At 63.9% G+C, this 18,950-nt stretch carries 13 protein-coding genes and 1 pseudogene; 7 read left to right on the top strand and 7 right to left on the bottom strand.

Going from position 1 to position 18,950, the window contains the following annotated elements; genetic code table 11:
* Position 1: 1 nt before the first annotated feature.
* The 5 genes from ACP7AZ_RS11210 to ACP7AZ_RS11190 all read right to left on the bottom strand — a co-directional run bounded on the left by ACP7AZ_RS11210 (position 2) and on the right by ACP7AZ_RS11190 (position 6,798).
* Positions 2-2,173, bottom strand: a complete 2,172-nt coding sequence (locus ACP7AZ_RS11210; RefSeq protein WP_426038739.1) for a glycosyltransferase — start codon at positions 2,171-2,173, stop codon at positions 2-4.
* 111 nt (positions 2,174-2,284) lie between these two features.
* A complete protein-coding gene (locus tag ACP7AZ_RS11205) occupies positions 2,285-3,589 on the bottom strand; it encodes a glycosyltransferase family 4 protein (protein WP_426038738.1) in 1,305 nt (434 codons plus the stop codon).
* Complete coding sequence (locus ACP7AZ_RS11200) at positions 3,589-5,184, bottom strand: glycosyltransferase family 4 protein (RefSeq protein ID WP_426038737.1); 1,596 nt, start codon at positions 5,182-5,184, stop codon at positions 3,589-3,591. Before ACP7AZ_RS11200 ends, ACP7AZ_RS11205 begins: the two co-directional genes overlap by 1 nt.
* A gap of 1 nt (position 5,185) precedes the next feature.
* Positions 5,186-6,277, bottom strand: a complete 1,092-nt coding sequence (locus ACP7AZ_RS11195; RefSeq protein ID WP_426038736.1) for a glycosyltransferase — start codon at positions 6,275-6,277, stop codon at positions 5,186-5,188.
* Positions 6,274-6,798 carry a hypothetical protein gene (locus tag ACP7AZ_RS11190; protein ID WP_426038735.1) on the bottom strand — a complete coding sequence of 175 codons (525 nt, stop codon included), beginning with the start codon at positions 6,796-6,798 and terminating at the stop codon, positions 6,274-6,276. The genes ACP7AZ_RS11195 and ACP7AZ_RS11190 overlap by 4 nt, the downstream gene beginning before the upstream one ends.
* Positions 6,799-7,437: 639 nt before the next feature.
* Here ACP7AZ_RS11190 and ACP7AZ_RS11185 point away from each other — a divergent pair.
* Positions 7,438-9,951, top strand: coding sequence for a glycosyltransferase (locus ACP7AZ_RS11185; protein WP_426038734.1), 2,514 nt, complete (start codon positions 7,438-7,440; stop codon positions 9,949-9,951).
* A gap of 128 nt (positions 9,952-10,079) precedes the next feature.
* Here ACP7AZ_RS11185 and ACP7AZ_RS11180 read toward each other — a convergent pair whose 3' ends face one another.
* Entirely contained in the window at positions 10,080-10,715 is a 636-nt protein-coding gene (locus tag ACP7AZ_RS11180) for a thioredoxin domain-containing protein (RefSeq protein ID WP_426038733.1), read from the bottom strand.
* A gap of 370 nt (positions 10,716-11,085) precedes the next feature.
* On the opposite strand from ACP7AZ_RS11180, the gene ACP7AZ_RS11175 reads away from it, so the two are divergent.
* From ACP7AZ_RS11175 to ACP7AZ_RS11150, 6 genes are all read left to right on the top strand, one after another.
* Positions 11,086-12,660, top strand: coding sequence for a hypothetical protein (locus ACP7AZ_RS11175; protein ID WP_426038732.1), 1,575 nt, complete (start codon positions 11,086-11,088; stop codon positions 12,658-12,660).
* A gap of 290 nt (positions 12,661-12,950) precedes the next feature.
* Positions 12,951-14,732 (top strand): GspE/PulE family protein, encoded by a 1,782-nt coding sequence (locus ACP7AZ_RS11170; RefSeq protein ID WP_426038731.1) that lies wholly within the window; start codon positions 12,951-12,953, stop codon positions 14,730-14,732.
* Entirely contained in the window at positions 14,729-15,409 is a 681-nt protein-coding gene (locus ACP7AZ_RS11165) for a hypothetical protein (RefSeq protein ID WP_426038730.1), read from the top strand. The genes ACP7AZ_RS11170 and ACP7AZ_RS11165 overlap by 4 nt, the downstream gene beginning before the upstream one ends.
* Positions 15,406-16,323: a glycosyltransferase family 2 protein gene (locus ACP7AZ_RS11160; protein ID WP_426038729.1), complete on the top strand. Its 918-nt coding sequence runs from the start codon at positions 15,406-15,408 to the stop codon at positions 16,321-16,323. The genes ACP7AZ_RS11165 and ACP7AZ_RS11160 overlap by 4 nt, the downstream gene beginning before the upstream one ends.
* The gene (locus tag ACP7AZ_RS11155; protein WP_426038728.1) at positions 16,320-17,528 is read left to right on the top strand and encodes a type II secretion system F family protein; all 1,209 of its coding nucleotides are present in this window, start codon (positions 16,320-16,322) and stop codon (positions 17,526-17,528) included. The genes ACP7AZ_RS11160 and ACP7AZ_RS11155 overlap by 4 nt, the downstream gene beginning before the upstream one ends.
* Positions 17,525-17,947: a prepilin-type N-terminal cleavage/methylation domain-containing protein gene (locus ACP7AZ_RS11150; RefSeq protein ID WP_426038727.1), complete on the top strand. Its 423-nt coding sequence runs from the start codon at positions 17,525-17,527 to the stop codon at positions 17,945-17,947. The genes ACP7AZ_RS11155 and ACP7AZ_RS11150 overlap by 4 nt, the downstream gene beginning before the upstream one ends.
* A 91-nt stretch (positions 17,948-18,038) precedes the next feature.
* Here ACP7AZ_RS11150 and ACP7AZ_RS11145 read toward each other — a convergent pair.
* Positions 18,039-18,950: pseudogene (locus tag ACP7AZ_RS11145) on the bottom strand (IS3 family transposase); the annotation flags it as partial.

The following is an 18,950-nucleotide window of genomic DNA, read 5'->3' as shown; positions in this document are numbered from 1 at the left end:
TTCAGCCGGCAGAAATGGGGGCCGTCGAGGCGGCGCCGAAGGTAAAGGACTCCAGCAGGTCGGCCCGCGCCTCGAGGTTCGAACGACGCGCGTAACCGATACCCGTCAGACCCAGGACGAAATCCCGAGGCTCGCCGAGCGGTAGCTCGTAGTCGCCTTCGACGTCGATCGCGACACGGCAGACGCCATCCGGACCGACTTCGCCCGACAAGCGGAACAGACCGTTTTCTTCGATTTCTACGCCGGGGATGGCCCGGGCTTCCGCGCCGCGTCTACCGGCGAAATAAAGCGTGGTGTGGCAGGCGTTGCACCAAGGCGCAGCGTTCAGCCCGACATAAGCCGTGATCGCAGTGCCCTCCGGCAGAGAGGTCTGGAAGCTGATCTCTCCGTATCGGCCGCGCATCCAAGCACCCCATCGCTCGGGACCATAGAAATTCTCGGCGATCATCAGCCGGGATGGGGTGGTGATATATCCGATCAGAGCCGCGCGGATTTCCCGCAGATCGCCGGGCCTGAACTGCAGGCCCTCGGCCAAGGTCGGCAGCAGGGCCGGGGCGATCGGAAGATCGGCATGAGCCTTCATCTGCTCAACGAACAGGCGAGCGACGTCATCCCAGCCGCGCGGCTTGAAGTTGTCGACGATGTTCTGCTTGCGGGAGCCCAGGTAGGCGCGGTCGGTGATCATGCGGCCGATCACGTCGACGCCGGTCTGGATGCTCTCGGGGTCCACGTAATCCACGAAATCGCCCCCGACTTCCGGGATAGAAGACGTATCGGAGGCGACGCACGGAATGTGGTGCAACAGGCTTTCGCCGACCGGCAGGCCCCAGCCTTCAACGAAGCTGGTGAAGACGGTGAACAGGCTGTTCTCATAGACCGCGTTTAGTTCGGCGTCGGTCAGGTCGTGAACGATGTGGACCCGACCCCCCAGGTTGCGGGTGCCGTCCAGAAGGTCGAGCAGACCGTTGATGCGCCAGCCCTTGCGGCCGACGAAGACCAGGTCCGGAACGTCAACGCCCTGTTCGATCAGCTTGCGCCAGACGTTCACGACATAGGCGTGGTTCTTGCGGCCTTCGATCGTCGACACATAGGTGACGAACTCGCGGCCCCGCAGCTTCTGCATGCTCTTGGGCCAGACCTGGATGTCGCCAGGTGGTCCCGTCAGCGAGTGGGCCAGCGGCACGGTGGCCGTGGGCACCTTTCGCACTCCGTTCTCAGCCAGGAACTTGTCCAGGATCGTGCGGGTATAGTCCGAGATCGTGAGGATATAGTCGCAGATCAGGCAGAGCTCGCCGATGCCGGTGATGAACTCTCGGGTCAGTTCCGCCTCGCAGAACTCCGGATGAGAGATCGGAATGATGTCGTAGATATAGGCCGCGAGCCTGGCGCCGGCGCGCTTGGCCGGGAGGTAGCGGTCGATCGTGTTGTTCAGGCCCCAGAATGCTCCTGACAACACTATGGTGTTGTCCGTTCCCGCGAAGACTGGCGTGGCGCTGTGCTCACAAGCCGCAAGCAGCTTGCGAAGGCGGCTGTGATCGACTTGCGCGCTGGCGGCGTATTCGATCATCGCCTTCACGTCGCTGTTCTGCATCAGCCAGAAGCTGCCGTTCTCAAGCAGTTCGGAGAAGTCGGTCAGGATGAATCCGACGTCGACGTCAGGCATCTCCATCAGAGCCAGGGTGATCCCCGCCTGAACCCTCTGGATCCCGGACATGGTCGAGTGGACGCCCAGATAGAAGAACATGTCCTGGAGCGAGAACAGATAGACATTCTTCGCCTTGGTCAGCGGCAGGTCGCTTTGAACCACCTTCATGAGCATGCCGATCTCGTCGCCCAGGTCGTCGGCACCCGCCCGGGAGGCACCGCGAAACGACTGCAGGGCCTCGGTGTGTTTGCCTTGGCGCTTCAGGACGTGGGCGAGATGGACTCGGCCTTCCGGCTCGTTCGGCGCGGCGGAAACGGAGCGGTCATAGGCCTGTTCAGCGGCGGCGAGGTCCCCGCTCTCCTTCAGGGCATGGCCGAGTTGAATCCAGATTGCCGCATCGTCCGGATAAGAAACCAGATGTTTCCGGTAGGCGGCCGCCGCCTGTTTCCATTCCCGGCTGTCGCGATGGCGGTCGCCGGTCTTGCGGTGGCTGAACGACTTCGGATTCAAAAGAGATTTCAGGCGCAACGTCTTGAACTCCTTGCGATCATCGATGCCGGCTTCGCAGTCTGGCTTGGGTGCCGCTCTCTCCTGCAGTCTCGCAGGCATTCCCCTCAGAGCAAAGCAGCGGGCCGCCGTCTAGACGCTTCGCACAGCCTTTGACACCTGAGCCCTCGGCGCGCGCGTCGTCCGCCGAACCTTGGGCGCTAAGCGCGGTGCAGGAGCGGTAGAGACAGAGGCGGCCAGGGAAAAAACGTCATCGTATCGACGCGCCCCGATATCCCAGTCGTACTCCCGTTCAACGACAGCCTTGGCCTTGGTCGCGGCCGCCGTTCCTGCAAGGCTCGCCCACGCCTTATCCGTTACCAAGGTCGCCAGCTCCGGGACATCATCTGCCCGAAGCGACCACCCGTCATCGGCGATCCCTCTCGTCCCGAAGTTGTTCGCGATGATCGGCAATCCAGCGGCCATGTATTCGAAGACCTTTAGATTGGTGCCGCCGCCCGAGGTGACGATCTGCAAGGCGAAGTCCGCTGATCTCATCAAGAGGAGCTTGGTTTCGAGATCGACGAAACCCAACCAGTTTTCCGTGAACCCGACCTTGGGCCAGCTATCGTCCCTTGCCTCGATCATCCGCCCCAGGACGATGACCTTTCCAGAGAAGCCCGCCTCGTCTAACCAGAGTCTCGTCTGCTTGTAGCTTTCGATATTGGGCCCATACGCGCTGCCGATGAACAGGCCCACGCCTGCCGGCGACGACAGTACGCCTCGCATCGCCTCCACGGCCTCCGGTGGTACCGCGTCATAGTCCGCTGAGGTCACGCCGTTGGGAACGACTACCAGTTTGCTGGCCTGAACATCGTACAGATCTGCGAATCTCTGCGCGTCGCCGTCGCTGACGGCGATCACCGCATCCGCCGAACATAGGGCCAAGGTTTCGGCGACCCTTACCTGCTCCAAGAATCTGGCCATCATAACGGGGTTGCGGCCGACCGAGAGATAGCTGGCCTTGGCGTCCGCTTCGACGTTGTGAGACTCGTGGATCTTGAGCTGAGTACGTTTGCACAAGGGGCTGATGAAGGGCGCGAGGAAGGGCGTCGAGATGACGACGGCGTCCGCCCAAGCGATCGCCTCTCGCACCTCGGCACGAAACGCGTCAGTAAAACTGTATTCCTCAATACAGAGGATATCGTGAAGATACCGCCCTGTTCTGGCGAACAAGGAATGCATTTTCTGGCTGTCGGCTTGCGAGATCCCACAGACCACGTTGATGAAGTTCGGCGTCAGAACCTCCGTCGCCGAGGCGTTACCTGTGCCCGAATGGTAGGCGACGACGCGCACCTCATGGCTCTTCGCCAGGCGCGAATACAGGGCGAGATACCGCGCTTCACCTCCGTTCTCCCCCGGGCTGACGTCATAGGTCGCGAAAACGGCGATACGCATCAGGCTAGCAGGCCGCGCATGTCGCTGAGGACGATCTCGGCGGTCTTTTCCCAAGTATAATCTTGGCGGCGACGATCCCCCTTGGCGATCAGGTTTGCTCTCATTGCCGCGTCAGTACAGAGGCTGTGCATTCCTTTGCTGATATCCTCGGCACTGTAGGGGTCGACGGTGAGCGCGGCGTCGGCGGCGATTTCCGCCATGCTTGAGACGTTGGAAGTTAGCACGGGCGTGCCGCATTCCATGCTTTCCAGGATCGGCAACCCAAACCCTTCGTACACGCTCGGATAGACGGAGAAGAGCGCGCCGGTATACAGGCACGATAGGTCGTCCACGGTAAGATTGGACAGCATCAGAGTGTCGGCCGTCAGGCCGCGCGAATCTCGAAAATTCAGGGTCTCCTGGAAGTCCCAACCCATCTGCCCGACCATCACGAGCTTGGGGCATTTCGGAAGTCTCTGCCTCAGCATCTCGTAGGCTTGCAGCAACCTCAGGTGATTTTTGCGAGGCTCCACGGTCGAAACCATGATGATATATTCGGATTTTTGAAGGTCGAATTTCTTCAAGACCTTCAGAACTTCATCGGGCTTGCGGGGGCCTATGTTCACGTCCGCCGCGATGCCGGCATAGCGCAGCCGCTCGCGGTCGAGATTCAGGGTTTCGGCCAGATCGACGAGTGTCGAATTCGAGATTGTGTAGACGCGATCGGCGGCCCGGAAGACTTCGATGTTGGCGTCGAAGTTTTGCCGGGCATCAGGATGGAAGAACTGCGGGAACAGGACTGGGATGAGATCGTAAGCCCAGGCGAAACGCTTTAGCTGCGGCATTTTCGCAGGAATGAAGTGGTTGGTGAAATAGGCTTCGCACCCGTCAGCTTTCAGCCGCGCCCCAAGCTCTGCCGTCGTGTGTTCGAGCTTCAACGCGTCGAGTTCGCGTCGGAAGCTCTCCAGACTTTCGCTCAGGCGGCCGGGCGAAAGTGGATAGATCGGGAGTTTATTGTAAGTGATCTCAACCCTGATTTGATCTTCGAAATCAGCAAAGAATTCTACGGGGACAAAAGCGGAGCCTTCGGTCCAGCGGAAGGTGGCTTCCGCCGCATGATAGCCGCGGTGGAGACGTCGATCATCGAAGGCGATGGACCGTCTTTTGGAACTATCGGTTGCGACTATGCCGGTGATCGCGATGCCCAGCTTTCGAAGGTCCGACGATCCGTTGATGTCCCTAGGCATCGCCGTCCGGCTTAGGATCACGAACTCCCGTTCGGGGCGAGGACCTTGGTAGGTCACAGAATCGCCGTTGGATCCAGGGTCAGTCAGTTTGCCGTCGACAAAGAGTCTGACGCCCGGATCGCTGCTGCCTACCGGGGCCCTGGTCTCCGACTGATAAGCAGGGCCAACGCCGGCCGATATCGTCTGCGGCTCCCAGCTGAGCTGCGCCATGGCGATCGGGTTGACCGGTCCCAAGCGGGGATCCAGAACCAAGATCACATCGAACGTGGGATCAAGGCGCCGGCAAGCGTTCAGGAAATTCACGGCGACGCTGTGGATTCCTCCGAGAATACCCTGCTGAAAAGATCCCCCATCGAAAGCGATGCGCATATCAGACGTTCCTTAGCTGAGGGACGAAGTCTTCGAGGACCATCCGCCACTTGTTCCAGGTCTGCCCCTCCGCAAACGCCTGTGCACGACGGCTCTGGGATCGGATGAGCGCCATTCGGCTTTCGCGGTCCTGCTTCAAGGCGACGGCCATGCCGGCGGCGGCCTCGACATCCGCGGCCGGCAAGAGGGCCCCGGCGGGGCCGCAGGTCTCGGTCACGGCCGTGGACATCATGCCGACCACGGGACAGCCGGCGGTGAAGGCTTCCAGAAGCGGCACCATGAAGCCTTCGTGCTCGCTCATGCAGATGAAGGCATCGGATGACGCCAAGGCCGCGCGAAGCTCCGCCCCGGGCTGGTTGACTTCGAACTTGACGTTCGTCTCCAGACCCAGGTCCAGGACGATGTTTTCGAGGTAGCGGAAGTATTCCCGATCCCAGATCTTCCCAAAGATCCGCAGGTTTGGCGTCATGCCGATGGTATTTTTGATCGCGCCCGCGACACGAATGACGTTGTCTATCCGCTTGTTCGGGACCAACCGTCCGATGAAGGTCAGATTCACAGCGCCGGTGCTGCCGACCTTCAGAAAGCGCTCGTGATCCGCGGCCGAAGGACGGAAGAAGCGGTCATTGTAGAAAACCGGAATCGTTTGTTCAACACGCGCGCCGGCCGGGAAATCCGTCCGATTGTAATCTGAATCGCCAATGCAGATATCGGCGCGTTGGACGATCGCTGGTAGCGCCGCCCGGCCGACGTCACATGCATTGGCGAGCCCGTCCTGGCCATGGGCGCGGAAGAAATGCCCAGGGGTGATGTTGTGATATACGAGGATAATCTTGGCGCGAAACCGCAGGATCAGATCAGTGTCGTTATCGGCGAACGAATAGTGAAAAATGATGACGTCTCGCCGCGTCGGCAACAACTCGGCGAGGTCCTTGAGCGCGAGCGTCCCCGCCGGAGCCAGAGGCCGGTTGTGATCGTTGCAGACCAAATAGGACTCAACGCCCGCGCTCAGGAGCGCTGCATGAAGGCGGACGGTCGAATAGCCTATCGCATCACGTGAAGTGATAGACTGGCAGTAGTGGAAGACCCTCATGAGGTGGGCGTCGACCGCTCATCCCGCGAGGCTGAAAGGGCCGAGACGGCCTGCTGGATATCAGCCACAACCAGACCTTGGGTCGCCTGGGCATCGAAGATCATGGCCCGGCACAATTCCAGGATCGGCGAAAGTTCCGCAGCCAAGCTGGACTTCAGCCGGTCGAGTTCGTCAGCCTCTGCGAGCCGAGTCAGCGAATTTCCCCTCCGGAACTCGTCGAGATCCGAGGTCAAAGCGTCGACGCGGCCTTCGATGGTGACAACCAGGCGCTCCAACCGCTCCACGACGGCTTCGTAGGTGCTCTCGCGAACGGCGAACAGGTTGTTAAGGTGGCCGACCTGAGTGACCAGGCCGTCGATAGCGAGCCGCGTCGACGCGGGATCCGACGCCGGCGGAGACCGGACTTCGGTGACCCGGATCGGGGCGCCCTGCTCGGCGGCGGAAACATCAAACTGACGGACGATCCGACGCGCTGCCCGCACCAAGGATTCATCATCAGGTGCCAATGCGCCAGTGGCCATACTTTAACTTCCCCTCATTATAGTTTATCGCTATACACACGTAGCTAGCCATCGCAAGTCAAATATCGCATCCTTACAGCAGGATAGCCCTAGGAGGCAGGCCCGCTCGAGACGCGGGGCCTGAACCCGAATGGGCGGCCGGCCGGGCCCCTCGCAACGCGGAATGTTCCCTGCTACCCACTCGAACTCATGCTGGCCGGGAGCTGCGTAGTGCGCGACGAACCTCATAAGGGAAGGCGTGAACAGGATTTGACTGACGCATCGTCATCGAGCGACCGGCACGTCGAGAGGGTGGATCTGGCCGCCGTGTTCGCCATCTTTCTCGGCCGGCCGCCAGAAGATGTCGCGCCCCAGATGAGCTACTGGAAAGTTCGGCCGCTGTCGGAGCTCCTCAGGGTTATCGCTGGCTCGGATGAGTTTGCAAACATCCAAAACATCCTGGTCGATGCGGCTGTTCTTTCAGGCGGCGAGACCCTCTCGCGCGCGCAGGTCATCGATGCTGACTATTGGCTTGCCCGGATGGCGCCCGGTCACGTTCCTAGTCCCCGCGCAGGATGGGCAGATCTCCTTCTCAGTGGGGTCACCTCTGTCGATCTCATCGGAATGGGCGGACCCGTATTTTCCGTTGAGGCGACGGGTGTGCTCAAGGGCATCGTACAAGCACGACACAGCGCGCAGGCCGCCTTCCAGGAGTTGGTCTCGTTCGATGCCGCCGCATTCGCCGCGCATCCCGCCAATCAAGAATATTGCCGTCCTCAGGGCGGGCTGGACTTCAATGCGCCGATCGAACGCCGATCGCCCGCACCCGTTATGCTGCCCCTGTTCAGCGAAGGCCTGTCCGGGGTTCGCAGGCCCAGCCGCCTCACGATTGGCGAGTGGCTGGACGAAACCCAGAACGCGGCCTTGGCGGGAGCGCTAACGCACTGGCTTTGGGACGAAGGAACCTACCGACGGAACCGTGCGGTGACCGACAGTGACCTGGATGCGGGCCCGCCGGATGGTCTCGCGTTCTTGGATTTTCTGACGGTCGGTGACGAGGCGGGAGTCTCTCCACATCCGCTTTTCTGCCATCATGCCTACCGCACGCTGAATCGTGATTCGGTCAGTCAAGCCCTCGGTTTTCGTCACTTCGTGGCGCAGCCTGACGCGTGCGATCTTAGAACCTCCGCTCTTTTCGATCCCGAGTTTTACCTGTCGCGTCAGCCGCAGGTCCGGACCGACATCGCGGCAGGACTGTTCGGGTCGCCCCTCGAACATTTCGTAAGACAAGGCTTGGCCGCCGGTTACGACTTCTCGCCCGACTTCGACCGGCACTTCTATCTATCCAGCAATCCGGACGTGGGCGACGCCCTGGGCGAGGGCCGGATACCGTCTCCGGAGTGGCACTACGTGTTCGATGGCGCCCGAGAAGGTCGCGCGCCGAACCCGTTCTTCAACGCCTGGTACTACGCCAGTCGCTATCCCTTCGTCGCAGAAGAAATGGCGCGTCTGGGTATCTCCAGTACTCTGGAGCATTTCATTCTGATTGGGCAGTCGCGGGGCTGGGTCGCAAATCCGCCGTTGGCCGAACGGGCGGTCACGCCGGACGACGGCAGGGCGCTTTTCGAGAAGCGAGGCCGTCGCGCCTATGGCGAAATCCTCGACGGCGGTATCGTCGTTCCGGCTGCCGGGTCGCCGAGGTTGTCCGTTATCGTCCCGGTCTCGAACCAGGCCGACTTCACAGCCGGCTTCCTGAAATCCGCCGCCTTCGCCATGGAGGTGCTCCGCGCGCGGCGGAACATCGAGACGGAAATCCTTATCATCGACAGCGGCAGCCGGGACCATACGGAATCGCTGCTGGCCGCCGTGCCGAATGTCATTGTGGAAAAGCTTACAACGCCATTCAGCTTCCCTGCCGCCGTCAATGCCGGTGCTGCGAAAGCCCGAGGCGATATCCTGCTGGTGGCCAACAACGACATCGAGTTCCAGCCCGACGCCTTCGACCGGGTTTTCGCCATTCTGGATGACGACCCGTCCGTCGGTCTGGTCGGCGCCAAGGTCATCTTGCCGAACGAGACGCTTCAGGAGGTTGGGGCCTCATTGGACCGCCTCGGCAATACCCACGGCATGGGCCGGGGCGTCGACGCGTTCAGGGTCACCAACAATCGGCGGCTGGCGGTGGACTATGCCTCCGGCTGTTTCATCGGTTTCCGTCGCGCCGACTTCGACGCCTTGTCGGGGTTCGAGGAGGCGTTTTCGCCCGGCTACTACGAGGATGTCGACTTCGCACTTCGGATGAGGCGCGACCTGAACAAGACGACGGTGGTCGATACCGGTCTGACCGTCATCCATTACGAGAACGCGTCTTTCGCCAAGGGCCGCCCCGCCACGGTGAACATGTCTGGTGCGATCCGGAACAGGCTGCTGCTGAAGACGAGACATGCCGCCTTGTTCAGAGAGATGACCGGCCGCGCAGGCGCCGGCCGCGCGTCGGCTTCGCGCCAGGCCGTGTTTGGCGGAAACCGTGTCCTGGTGGTCCAGGACCTGATCCCGGCGGCGGGCCTGGGCGCGCGCTTCGCACGACTTGAGACGATCCTGGACGCCTTCACCCGGATCGGCATCGCTTTCGACATCATGGCCTTGAGCGCCGACGAGGAGGTCGATTGTCACAAGGACCCCCGGGCCACGGTCTTCCGGGGCTGGCTCCCGGGACAATCGCTTCAGGACATCCTCCAGCGTCACGGCGCCGACTACAGCCACGTCTGGGTCTGTCGTGCCGGGAACATTGCCCGGCATAGCGGCGTCCTCGCCCAGGCCAGGGCCGATTTCAATCTGAAGCTGATCTGCGACCTCGAGACCCTGTCCGGCCCGGAGACGGCGGAGCGGACACGACCCGACGCCGGCGATGCGGCCGCCCTGTCCGACCTCGCCGGCGAACTGATCCTTTCCATCGATGTCGATCAATGGGTGGCCGTCGACGACCGGGACCGGGCGCTGGTCGAAAGTCTCGGCCTCGGCCCGGTTCTCGAAGTCGGCGACGGCCTTAAACCGCCTGGGACCGCCGGATCGGCCCGCCCGGCAAGGTCGCGGGCGGTGAGCGTATCAAAGGTCGGGCCCGACGCCGTCGTCCGTCAGGTTAAGGCGGTCTTCGACAGCCTGAGTCATCGGTCGTAGCCGTGTGAATGCCGTTCGAGACGCCGGATATCCCGGCCGCTCGCGAGGAACGGCCCCAGACGCTCACCCCCGATCTTGCGCGGCTGCAGGCCTGGACGCCCGCGGGACGCCCCCCTGGACGCCTTGGGTCAGGGCGCCGTGGGCGCGAACAGGATGGCCGAGGCGATGCTGTCCAAGGTCGGATACTCGATCACCCGGCCGTTGATCATGACCCCGGGAAACGACGGCATGATCCGGGCGACGGGATCGGCGTTCTGCGCGATGACCATATTATAGGTCGCCTCGCTCGCGGCGCAGGCCTCGACCTCTGCGGGCTCGCCGCCGGCCGCTGCGATGGCGTCGGCGTACCACTGGGTGACCTTGGATCCGTCTTCGACCACCTCGGCCTGACCGCTCATGAACGATAGGGCGACGTCAAAGAAATGCGCCGGATCCGCGCACAGGCCGATCATCGCCGCCCTGACCGAGGGCTGGATCGGCTCGACTGCGACATCATGAAACACGAACCGCGCCTGGCCCGTGTCGATGTAGCGTGACTTCACCTCCGGCAGGATGGTCAGGTACCAGTCTGCGCACTCGACGCAGTTGAACGACGAATAGAAGTCGATCTGAACCGGCGCGTCGTCCAGGCCCATCGCCCGAACGGGAACGACGATTTCATATGGGGGCGAGGACACGGCCTCGGCCGTTTCCGACTGGGCCATGGCCTGACCCGAGCCGATCAGAAGCGCCGCAGCGGCGAGGAAAATCCGGGTGCTCGGCATGAAGTCGGGGCTTTCTGCATCAAAGGGGTCGCATAGGCTTTATCGCCCGTGACGCGAAGAGACTCACGCCACCAAAGGGCCGGGGCCGCATTCTGTCCAGAACGAAGCTCTGTCGAAGGCGAAATTCTGTTCCAGCGCTACAATAAACTCGAACGAGGTCGGCGCGCGCAATCAAAACCAGCAAAGCTTTCCTTGCTTAGAGTCCGTGGGTAAGCGGCGGGTCTATATGACATTTTTAACATAGCCCGGATACCGGCTGAGGCGTCAAATCACTTGACGCTCGGAAACGCCCCGCGCTATGGAGCGTATGCCGTGGGCGCAGCCCTGTCTCATATCGAGGCACGAACTGTGGCCGGAAGGCGTTCAATCGTTGGCTACGTCCACACAACCGGTTTCTTTGGGGGACCCCATCCAGATGACTAAGTTCACTCTTCTCGCCGCTGCTTCGGTAGCTGCCATGGTCTTTGCTGGCACGGCTAACGCCGGCCAGGTCACGGGCTCGATCAACACCGTCGCGTTCGACCCGCAAAACATCACGCCCGGCAGCCGCACGATCTACACGATCGCTTCGGAGCGCGACAACGCCGCCAACCAGACGCCCGCGAGCGGCTTCGTTGCCGCTCTCAGGCTCTCCAACCCGAGCACGATTGCCACCGGCGCTCCTGCCCAAACCTATCAAGTAACCTTCACGGTCGCTGGCGGTACGATTCCGACCGGCACCGCCGCTGGGTTGACGGTCGAGCAGGCCCCAACCGTTACCGGCAGTGGCAGCACGCCCGGCAGTTTCTCGGTGGTCCAGGGCAGCCGTGACGCCAACAGCATTACTTTCATCGTGACGGTTAACGCTCCGACCGTCGCTTCGTCGAACGTCACAGGCTTCACCCTGACCGGCGTCCTCGCCAACTCGGCTGCTGAAGCCTCGGTCACTCTGGCGACCTCGACCTCGGTTCTGGCCGGCGGCGTCGCATCGGTCATCGACACTACGTCCGCCCAGACCATCGTTCGATACGCTTCGGCTGTTGGTACCATGAGCGTTACCTCCAACAACGCCGTTGCTATGCTGCCGGACTTCAAGCTGTTCGGCGCTGGCGTGACTCCCGCGGCCGTCATCTCTAACGGCGGCCGGACGGCTGTAATCGCTTCGAACTTTGTATTCGCCGCAAGCACCACCAATAACTCGGGCGGCGTCTTCTACGCCGGTCTCGCATCCAATGCCGCTATCAGCGCCGCGGCCATCGTGAACGGAGCTACCATCGGCTTCGCTGGCAGCATCCCGGCTAATATGACTGTTGCACTGTCTGGCATCACCGCCCTTCCGGCGACTAACGCCAACTCGGCGGTCTTCACTTTGGGCGACACGGACGCTGACTTGTTTATCGATGGGACGCGCAACGTCGTTCTCGAGCAACCTGTGAGTGCGGCTCTACAGAATGCCATTCCGGCCGGCTTCTACACGACCACATTCCTCCCGACATACGCATCTGGGTATTCGGGGACGGCTCCGGCCGCGACCACAGTGAACTCGGGCACCGTGTCGCTTGACGGCGTGAACTTCATCGCGCCTTGGATCGCCGGCCCGCAGTCGGGCCAGCAGACGGTTATCCGCCTGTCGAACGGCTCTTCCAACGCCTCCGGCGGCGTTACCCTGCGCCTGCTGAGCAGCCAGGCCCGCGCCCCCGGCGTGACCACCGGCCCGGGTGCTGCGATCTCCAACCAGACCTGCTCCACCTCGTTCACCATCCCGGCGAACGGCGAGCTGCAGATCACGGGCGCGACCCTGACCACCTGCTTCGGTCAGTTCCTGCGCGGCGACCTGCAGATCTCGATCCAGTCGTCCTCGACGGCTCTGACTGCCAAGGCTCGCAACGTAGACGCCTCAGGCGACGTCTTCGAACAGACCCTGGGCCGCTTCTCCGGCTCGCCTTCTACCAACGCTAACTTCTAAGAAAAACCACCTCCTTCGGGACTGTGGGAGGGGAGGGCTTCGGCCCTCCCTTTTTCTTTGCCTGATGCTCAAAGTCGCGCACGATTGCGGTCTTGGCCGCGTCGGCCAATCGGTCGGCGGTGTTGGCGGTTCCAGGGCGAAAAAGATTGCGATTCGCCCTCTCCACCGGGCGGGTGTGTTCCTTGCCTGGCATCAGCCGTTCCGGCGTCCGCTCGCGATCCTCACCGACCGACCCCGTCCTGGCCTCCGCGCTCTCGACGTGACGCCGCCCTGAAGACGCGCTATCTCGCGTGGATGACCGGAGCCGCGCCCTGACCGCCGAAATCATCATTCCGCAATTCAACAGTGCCGCAGCGCCGGACCGCCGGCGTCTCGGCGAAGAGCTGATCGCGCGGGACATGATCCGTCCCGCCGACCTGGCCAACGGCCTGACGCTGCAGGCGCAGAACGGCGGGCTGCTGGGGCTGAACCTCGTCCGCCTCGGCGCCGTTTCCGAGGCCCAGCTTCTGGACGTGCTGTCCGATATCCTTGGCTTCGGCGTCCTCGCTCCCGAAGACGGGCCCGCCCCCGAAGCGGTCGCAGCCTTCCTCGCCGAAATCCGCTCGCCGCTGTCATGGTGGGCCGATCGCGAGGCCGTGGCCTGGCGCGCCGCCCCGCTCGCAGGCCCCGATCCCATTCCCGGACCCGTCCTGTGCGCCGCCGTCCAGCCCCTCGATCCCCTGCTGGCCGAACGAATCGGCCAGGCGACCGAGGAACCCGTCACATTCCTGCTGGCCCAGCGCTCGCTGATCGAGGCCCTGACCCAGGACATCCACGCGGATCGCGGCCCGTCGCTGGACGGATCCTTCTCCGGCGGGGCTGATGCGGCCCGGCTGCGCGAACTGGCCCAGGAAGCTCCGACCATCGATTTCGTCAACTCGGTCTTCGCCGAGGCCCTGACCCGGCGCGCCTCCGACGTTCACGTCGAACCCTATGAGGACCGGATGCTGGTGCGGATGCGCATCGACGGCGTCCTGACCACAGCCCGCGCCGCGCCGCGTTCCAGCTTCGACGCCGTGGCCTCGCGCATCAAACTCCTGTCCGGCATGGATATCGGTGAACGCCGCTTGCCCCAGGACGGCCGCCAGTCGATCCGCGTCTCGGGCCAGGAAGTCGACCTGCGGGTGTCGAGCCTGCCCTGCTCGTGGGGCGAATCGATCGTGCTACGTCTTCTGGGCAAGACCAGCCGCCTGCCGGAGCTGCGCGAACTGGGCGTCAGCGGCCCCCAGGAAAAGACCCTGATCGATCTCGCCGAACATCCCAACGGCGTCTTCCTGATCACCGGCCCGACCGGGTCCGGCAAGACCACGACCATCTATCGCCTGCTGACTCACCTGAATGACGGCGAGCGCAAGATCATCACGGTCGAGGACCCGGTCGAGCTGGATCTGCCGGGCGTGATCCAGGTGCGGGTGCGCGCCGACATCGGCCTGACCTTCGCCGCCGGATTGCGCTCAATCCTTCGCCAGGACCCCGACGTGATCATGGTCGGCGAAATCCGCGACCCCGAAACAGCGCGGATCGCCGTGCAGGCTGCCCTGACGGGCCACCTCGTCATCTCCACCGTCCATACCAACTCCGCATTGGCCGCCATCCCCCGCCTTCTGGATCTCGGCGTCGAGGACTACCTCCTGTCCGATGTCCTGCGCGGCGTCGCCGGACAGCGCCTGGTCCGCCGCCTGTGTCCCGACTGCGCCCGCCCCTCGACCCCGGACGAGGCCGCCGTCCACGAACTGGCTCTGCCGCCCTACCTGCGCTCCGTCGCCCGCGACGAACCGGCCAGATGGCGCGAGCCCGTCGGCTGCCCGAAATGCGGCCTGAGCGGCTTCCGTGGTCGTGTCGGTCTGTATGAGGTCGCGCCCATGTCGGCCGGCATGATCGCCGGACTGCGGACCAGCGCAGATGAAGACACACTGACCGCTCTCGCGCGGGAGGATGGGTTCCTCAGCTTCGCGGACGACGGCTTGCTCAAGGCGAGACGCGGCGAAACCAGCCTCACCGAGGTCTATCGGATCGCCGGGAGCGGTGAATGAGCGGGGCGCCCGTCGTCGTCATCGGCATGCATCGGTCAGGGACTTCGTGCCTCGCCGGCTGCCTGCAGGATCTCGGCCTCAACCTCGGCGAGGTGAACACCGCCGCGCCGCACAACAAGAAGGGCAATCGTGAGGATCCACGCCTGTGGGTCGTGCACGACGCCGTCCTGTCCCGCGTCGGCGCCGCCTGGGATCGACCGCCGACGGAACCCGTCGCCTGGACCGTCGAAGAGAAGGCGGCGCTGAAGGCCGTCCTGGCGGAGTACGAGGCCGTGCCTCGCCCCTGGGGTTTCAAGGATCCGCGCGCGACGGTCCTGCTGGACGGCTGGCTCGAAGTCCTGCCGGAGCTGCGGCTGACCGCCTCGATCCGTCACCCGTTGGCTGTTGCCGGCTCCCTTGCGGCACGCAACGGGTTTTCACTGGAGCAGTCTCTGGAGATCTGGGCGGCCTACAACCGCGCCGTCCTGGGGTGGCGTTCGCGGATGCCTGTCGCCGTCGTCGACTATGACGCGCCCGACTATGAGGCCCGGGTTCGCGCGATGGCCGCCGCCCTCGGCCTGCCGTCAGAGCGCCCGATGCCGTTCCGGGATGGCGAGCTCAACCATCAGGCCGTGACCTCGCCGCCGCCACCCGAGGCCACGGCGTTGTGGGACGCGCTCCGGGCGGCCGCGCGATGACGACGCCGCTACTGTCTGTCGTCGTTGTCGGGTTCGACATGGCCCGCGAACTGCCGCGCACGATCCAGTCCTTGCTGCCGCCCTATCAGCGCGGGTTTCCAGCGGACGCGATTGAGATCATCGTAGCGGACAATAATTCCAGCGAACCCGTCCGGCGCGACCACTTTCCGGCCGACGCCGACGTGACCGTGATCCGGGTGGAGGACGGCGGCGTCTCGCCGTGCCGCGCCATCAATCGCGCCGCCGCGCTGGCCCGGGGCGAGCTCATCGCCGTGGTGATCGACGGCGCCCGCATGGCCTCGCCCGGTCTGTTGCGCGCGGCCACCGACGCAATCCGGATCGACCCGAGCGCCTTCGTCGCGACCCTGGGCTTTCACCTCGGACCCAAGGTCCAGCAGGTCTCGGTGACCGAGGGCTATACCCAGGCTGCGGAGGACGACCTGCTGGCCGGCATCGGCTGGCCGTCCGACGGCTATCGCCTGTTCGAAATCTGCGCGCTGGGCGAAAGCTATCGCGACGGCGTCTTCGCCGCCCCGCCCGAAACGACCTTCTTCGTCATGGCGACCGGGCGGTTTCGCGCCCTGGGCGGCTTTGACGAGGGCTTCCAGGCCTTGGGCGGCGGATTCTGCAACTATGACTTCTTCGAGCGCGCCACTGCCGACCCCTCGGCGCCGTTCGTTATGCTGGTCGGCGAGGGGACGTTCCACCAGTTGCACTATGGCGCTACGACCCAAGCTGGCGGCGTCCGTCGCCCCGTCGGTCCGGCCGCCGAACCGCTCAGCGACGTCTATGCTCGTGAGTATCAGGCCCTGCGCGGCCAACCCTATGTCCGGTCCTTTCCCGATCCTGTCCTGCATGGGAGGCTGACCCACGCGAAGGTCAAGCCCCTGTTCTTCCCGGCGACGACTCCATGAGTGAACCCCGCGCATTCCAGTACGAGGCCATCGGCCGCGACGGGCAGGTCAGCAAGGGCGTCCTCAACGGCTCCGACGAGACGGCAATTATGCGCAAGCTCGCCGGCGACGGACTAACCGTGGTCAAGATCGCGCCTGCGGCCGCTGCGGGCGAGGACGGCAAGGAGCGGGCCCTGCGGCCCGCTGAACGGGTCCTGGTGCTGCGCCAGCTGGCCTTGATGCTGGAGGCGGGCGTGTCTTTGCTCGAGTCGCTCGAGACCGTGGCCCAGGGGATGCAGGCGCGGAAGGGTCGACGTCAGTTCCAGGCGGCGACCGCGGCTCTGCGACGAGGCGATTCGCTTGGCAGCGCGCTGGAGACCCACGTCCCGGACTTCCCGGATTACGTCTACGCGATGGCTCGGGTCGGAGAGGCGTCGGGCCGTATCGCGGAGGTCCTCAAGGAAGCCGCCGAGCAGATGGCCTATGAGGACCGGCTGCGTCGCGACTTCTCCAACGCCATGACCTATCCGGCCTTCCTGCTGTTCGCGGGCGTGTCGGCGGTCGGCTTCATCTTCACCCAGGTCGTGCCGCGCTTCGGCGAGATGATCGGAGAGGATCGATCCAATGTTCCGATGATGTCCCGCTGGGTCCTGTCGGCCGGGGAGTTCGCGAACGCCAACCTGCCCATCGTCGGGATCGTCATCGCCGCGGTCTTCGCCCTGATTGCGGTGATCGTCACCAACCCGGCGATCCGGGCCCGCGCCTATACGTTGGCGCACGGCATGCCGGTCATCGGCCCAGTGATCCAGGCGCGCGAGATCGCGTCCTGGGCGCGACTGACCGCCTTTGCACTAACCAACGGCGTGCCGATCTTGTCGGCGACGGCGCTGGCGCGGGCTGCGGTGCCGATCGGGCCTTTCCGACAAGGGCTGAATATTCTGGAGGGCGATCTCCGCGCCGGCCTGACCCTGGACGCGTCCCTTGGCGCCCACACCAAGCTGGAAGCGATGGACCTCAGCATGCTTCGCGCCGGCCAGAAATCCGGTGCGATCGGCACGATGTTCGGTTTCATGGCGGACAACTACGAGGGCCGGTTGCGCGATCGGATGAAGCGGATGACCTCACTGCTGGAGCCGCTGGCCATCGCGTTCATCTCGTTGATCGTTGGCTTCGTGGCCTTGTCGCTGGTTCTGGCCCTGTCCAGCGTCTACGAGGGCGTGGTGTGACGAGGCGGCGTCCAGGTTTCAGCCTGATCGAGGCGCTCGTTGCGCTGCTGATCGCGGCCTTGGTCCTTGGCGCGATCTTCGAACTGCAAATCCAGATGATCCGCGGACAGCAGCGCGCCGTCGACGCGATGGATCAGGTCAGGGCGCAGGAGAACGCCATCGCCCTGATTCAATCGGTCAATCCGATGGCGGAGCCGGAAGGGCGGATCGAGCTCGAGGCGGGAGACGTGATCCGCTGGACGGCCGAGCCCAAGATCCCGCCAAAGCGGAATTCGGGTTTTCCATCCGGCGACGGCCAGTTTGACGTTCAACTGTTCACCCTGACTGTCGAGGTAGACCGCGCCACGGGCCGTTCGCCCGCGCCGATGGTCTTCGATCGTGTTGGTTGGCGCCGGCTGGACGCGTCCGGGACGAACTAGATGTTTGATCCCGGAGTTTGATGGTGCAGTTTTGCCCATGAGCTTGAGGGATTCGCTTTGTGATCTTCCCCCGCAAAAGTGGACGGGGTTTAGCCGCTCTGCGTTCGTCCTCGGCGGGGCTGATATAGCTCATTGACGAGTGCAGGCGGCGGGGATTGTAGAAGCCCTCGATGTATCCGAACAGGTCTCGCCGGGCTTGGTCGCGGGTGGCGTAGACGTGGTGATAGACGCGTTCGGTTTTGAACGTGTGGAAGAAGCTCTCCATGGGCGCATTGTCCCAGCAGTCGCCCTTGCGGCTCATGGACGGCGTGATCCCGGATCGGGCCAGGGCAGAGCGATAGGCCTCGGCTGCGTACTGGATGCCCCTGTCCGAATAGTGGATCGCCGGGCGCGGGCCGCTGGCGTTCGACGGCCATGTCGAGCACGTCCAGGGCGATCTCAGTGTGCATGGTCTGGCGCATCGACCAGCCGACGATCTTGCGGGTGTGCATGTCGAGGATGGCGGCGAGGTAGAGCCAGCCTTCGCCGGTCGGGATGTAGGTCCGGTCGGCAAGCCAGACCTGATTGGGAGCCGCCGCCTCGAAGTTGCGGGCGAGCCTGTTGGGCGCGATCGGATAACCGTGACGGCTGTCGGTCGTCCGGGCCCGACGCGGCAGGGCCGCCAGACCCCGCAGGCCGCCGCGGCGCATCAGCCGCTCCACGCGGGAACGACCGATCCGTCGCCCATGCCGGCGCAGGGTGGCGTGGACGCGCGGTGAGCCGTAGCAGCCGCTGCTCTCGGCATGGATCAGGCGGATGTCCTCGGTCAGAGCGCGGTTGGCAACTGACCTCTGGCTCTCGGGGCGGCCACGCCAGGCGTAACAAACCCGCTGGCCGACAGGCCGAGGACCGCGCACATCACGCGAACCGGCCAGACCTGACGATGCCCATCGACGAACCCGAACTTCACCGGGAGGCCGCTCCGAAGATGAGCGCGGCTTTTTTTAGGATGTCCCGCTCCATC

Origin of the sequence: Brevundimonas sp. DC300-4, assembly GCF_049897365.1 — a bacterium.
Lineage (GTDB): Bacteria > Pseudomonadota > Alphaproteobacteria > Caulobacterales > Caulobacteraceae > Brevundimonas.
This window is presented reverse-complemented; position numbering and strand designations above follow the sequence as displayed.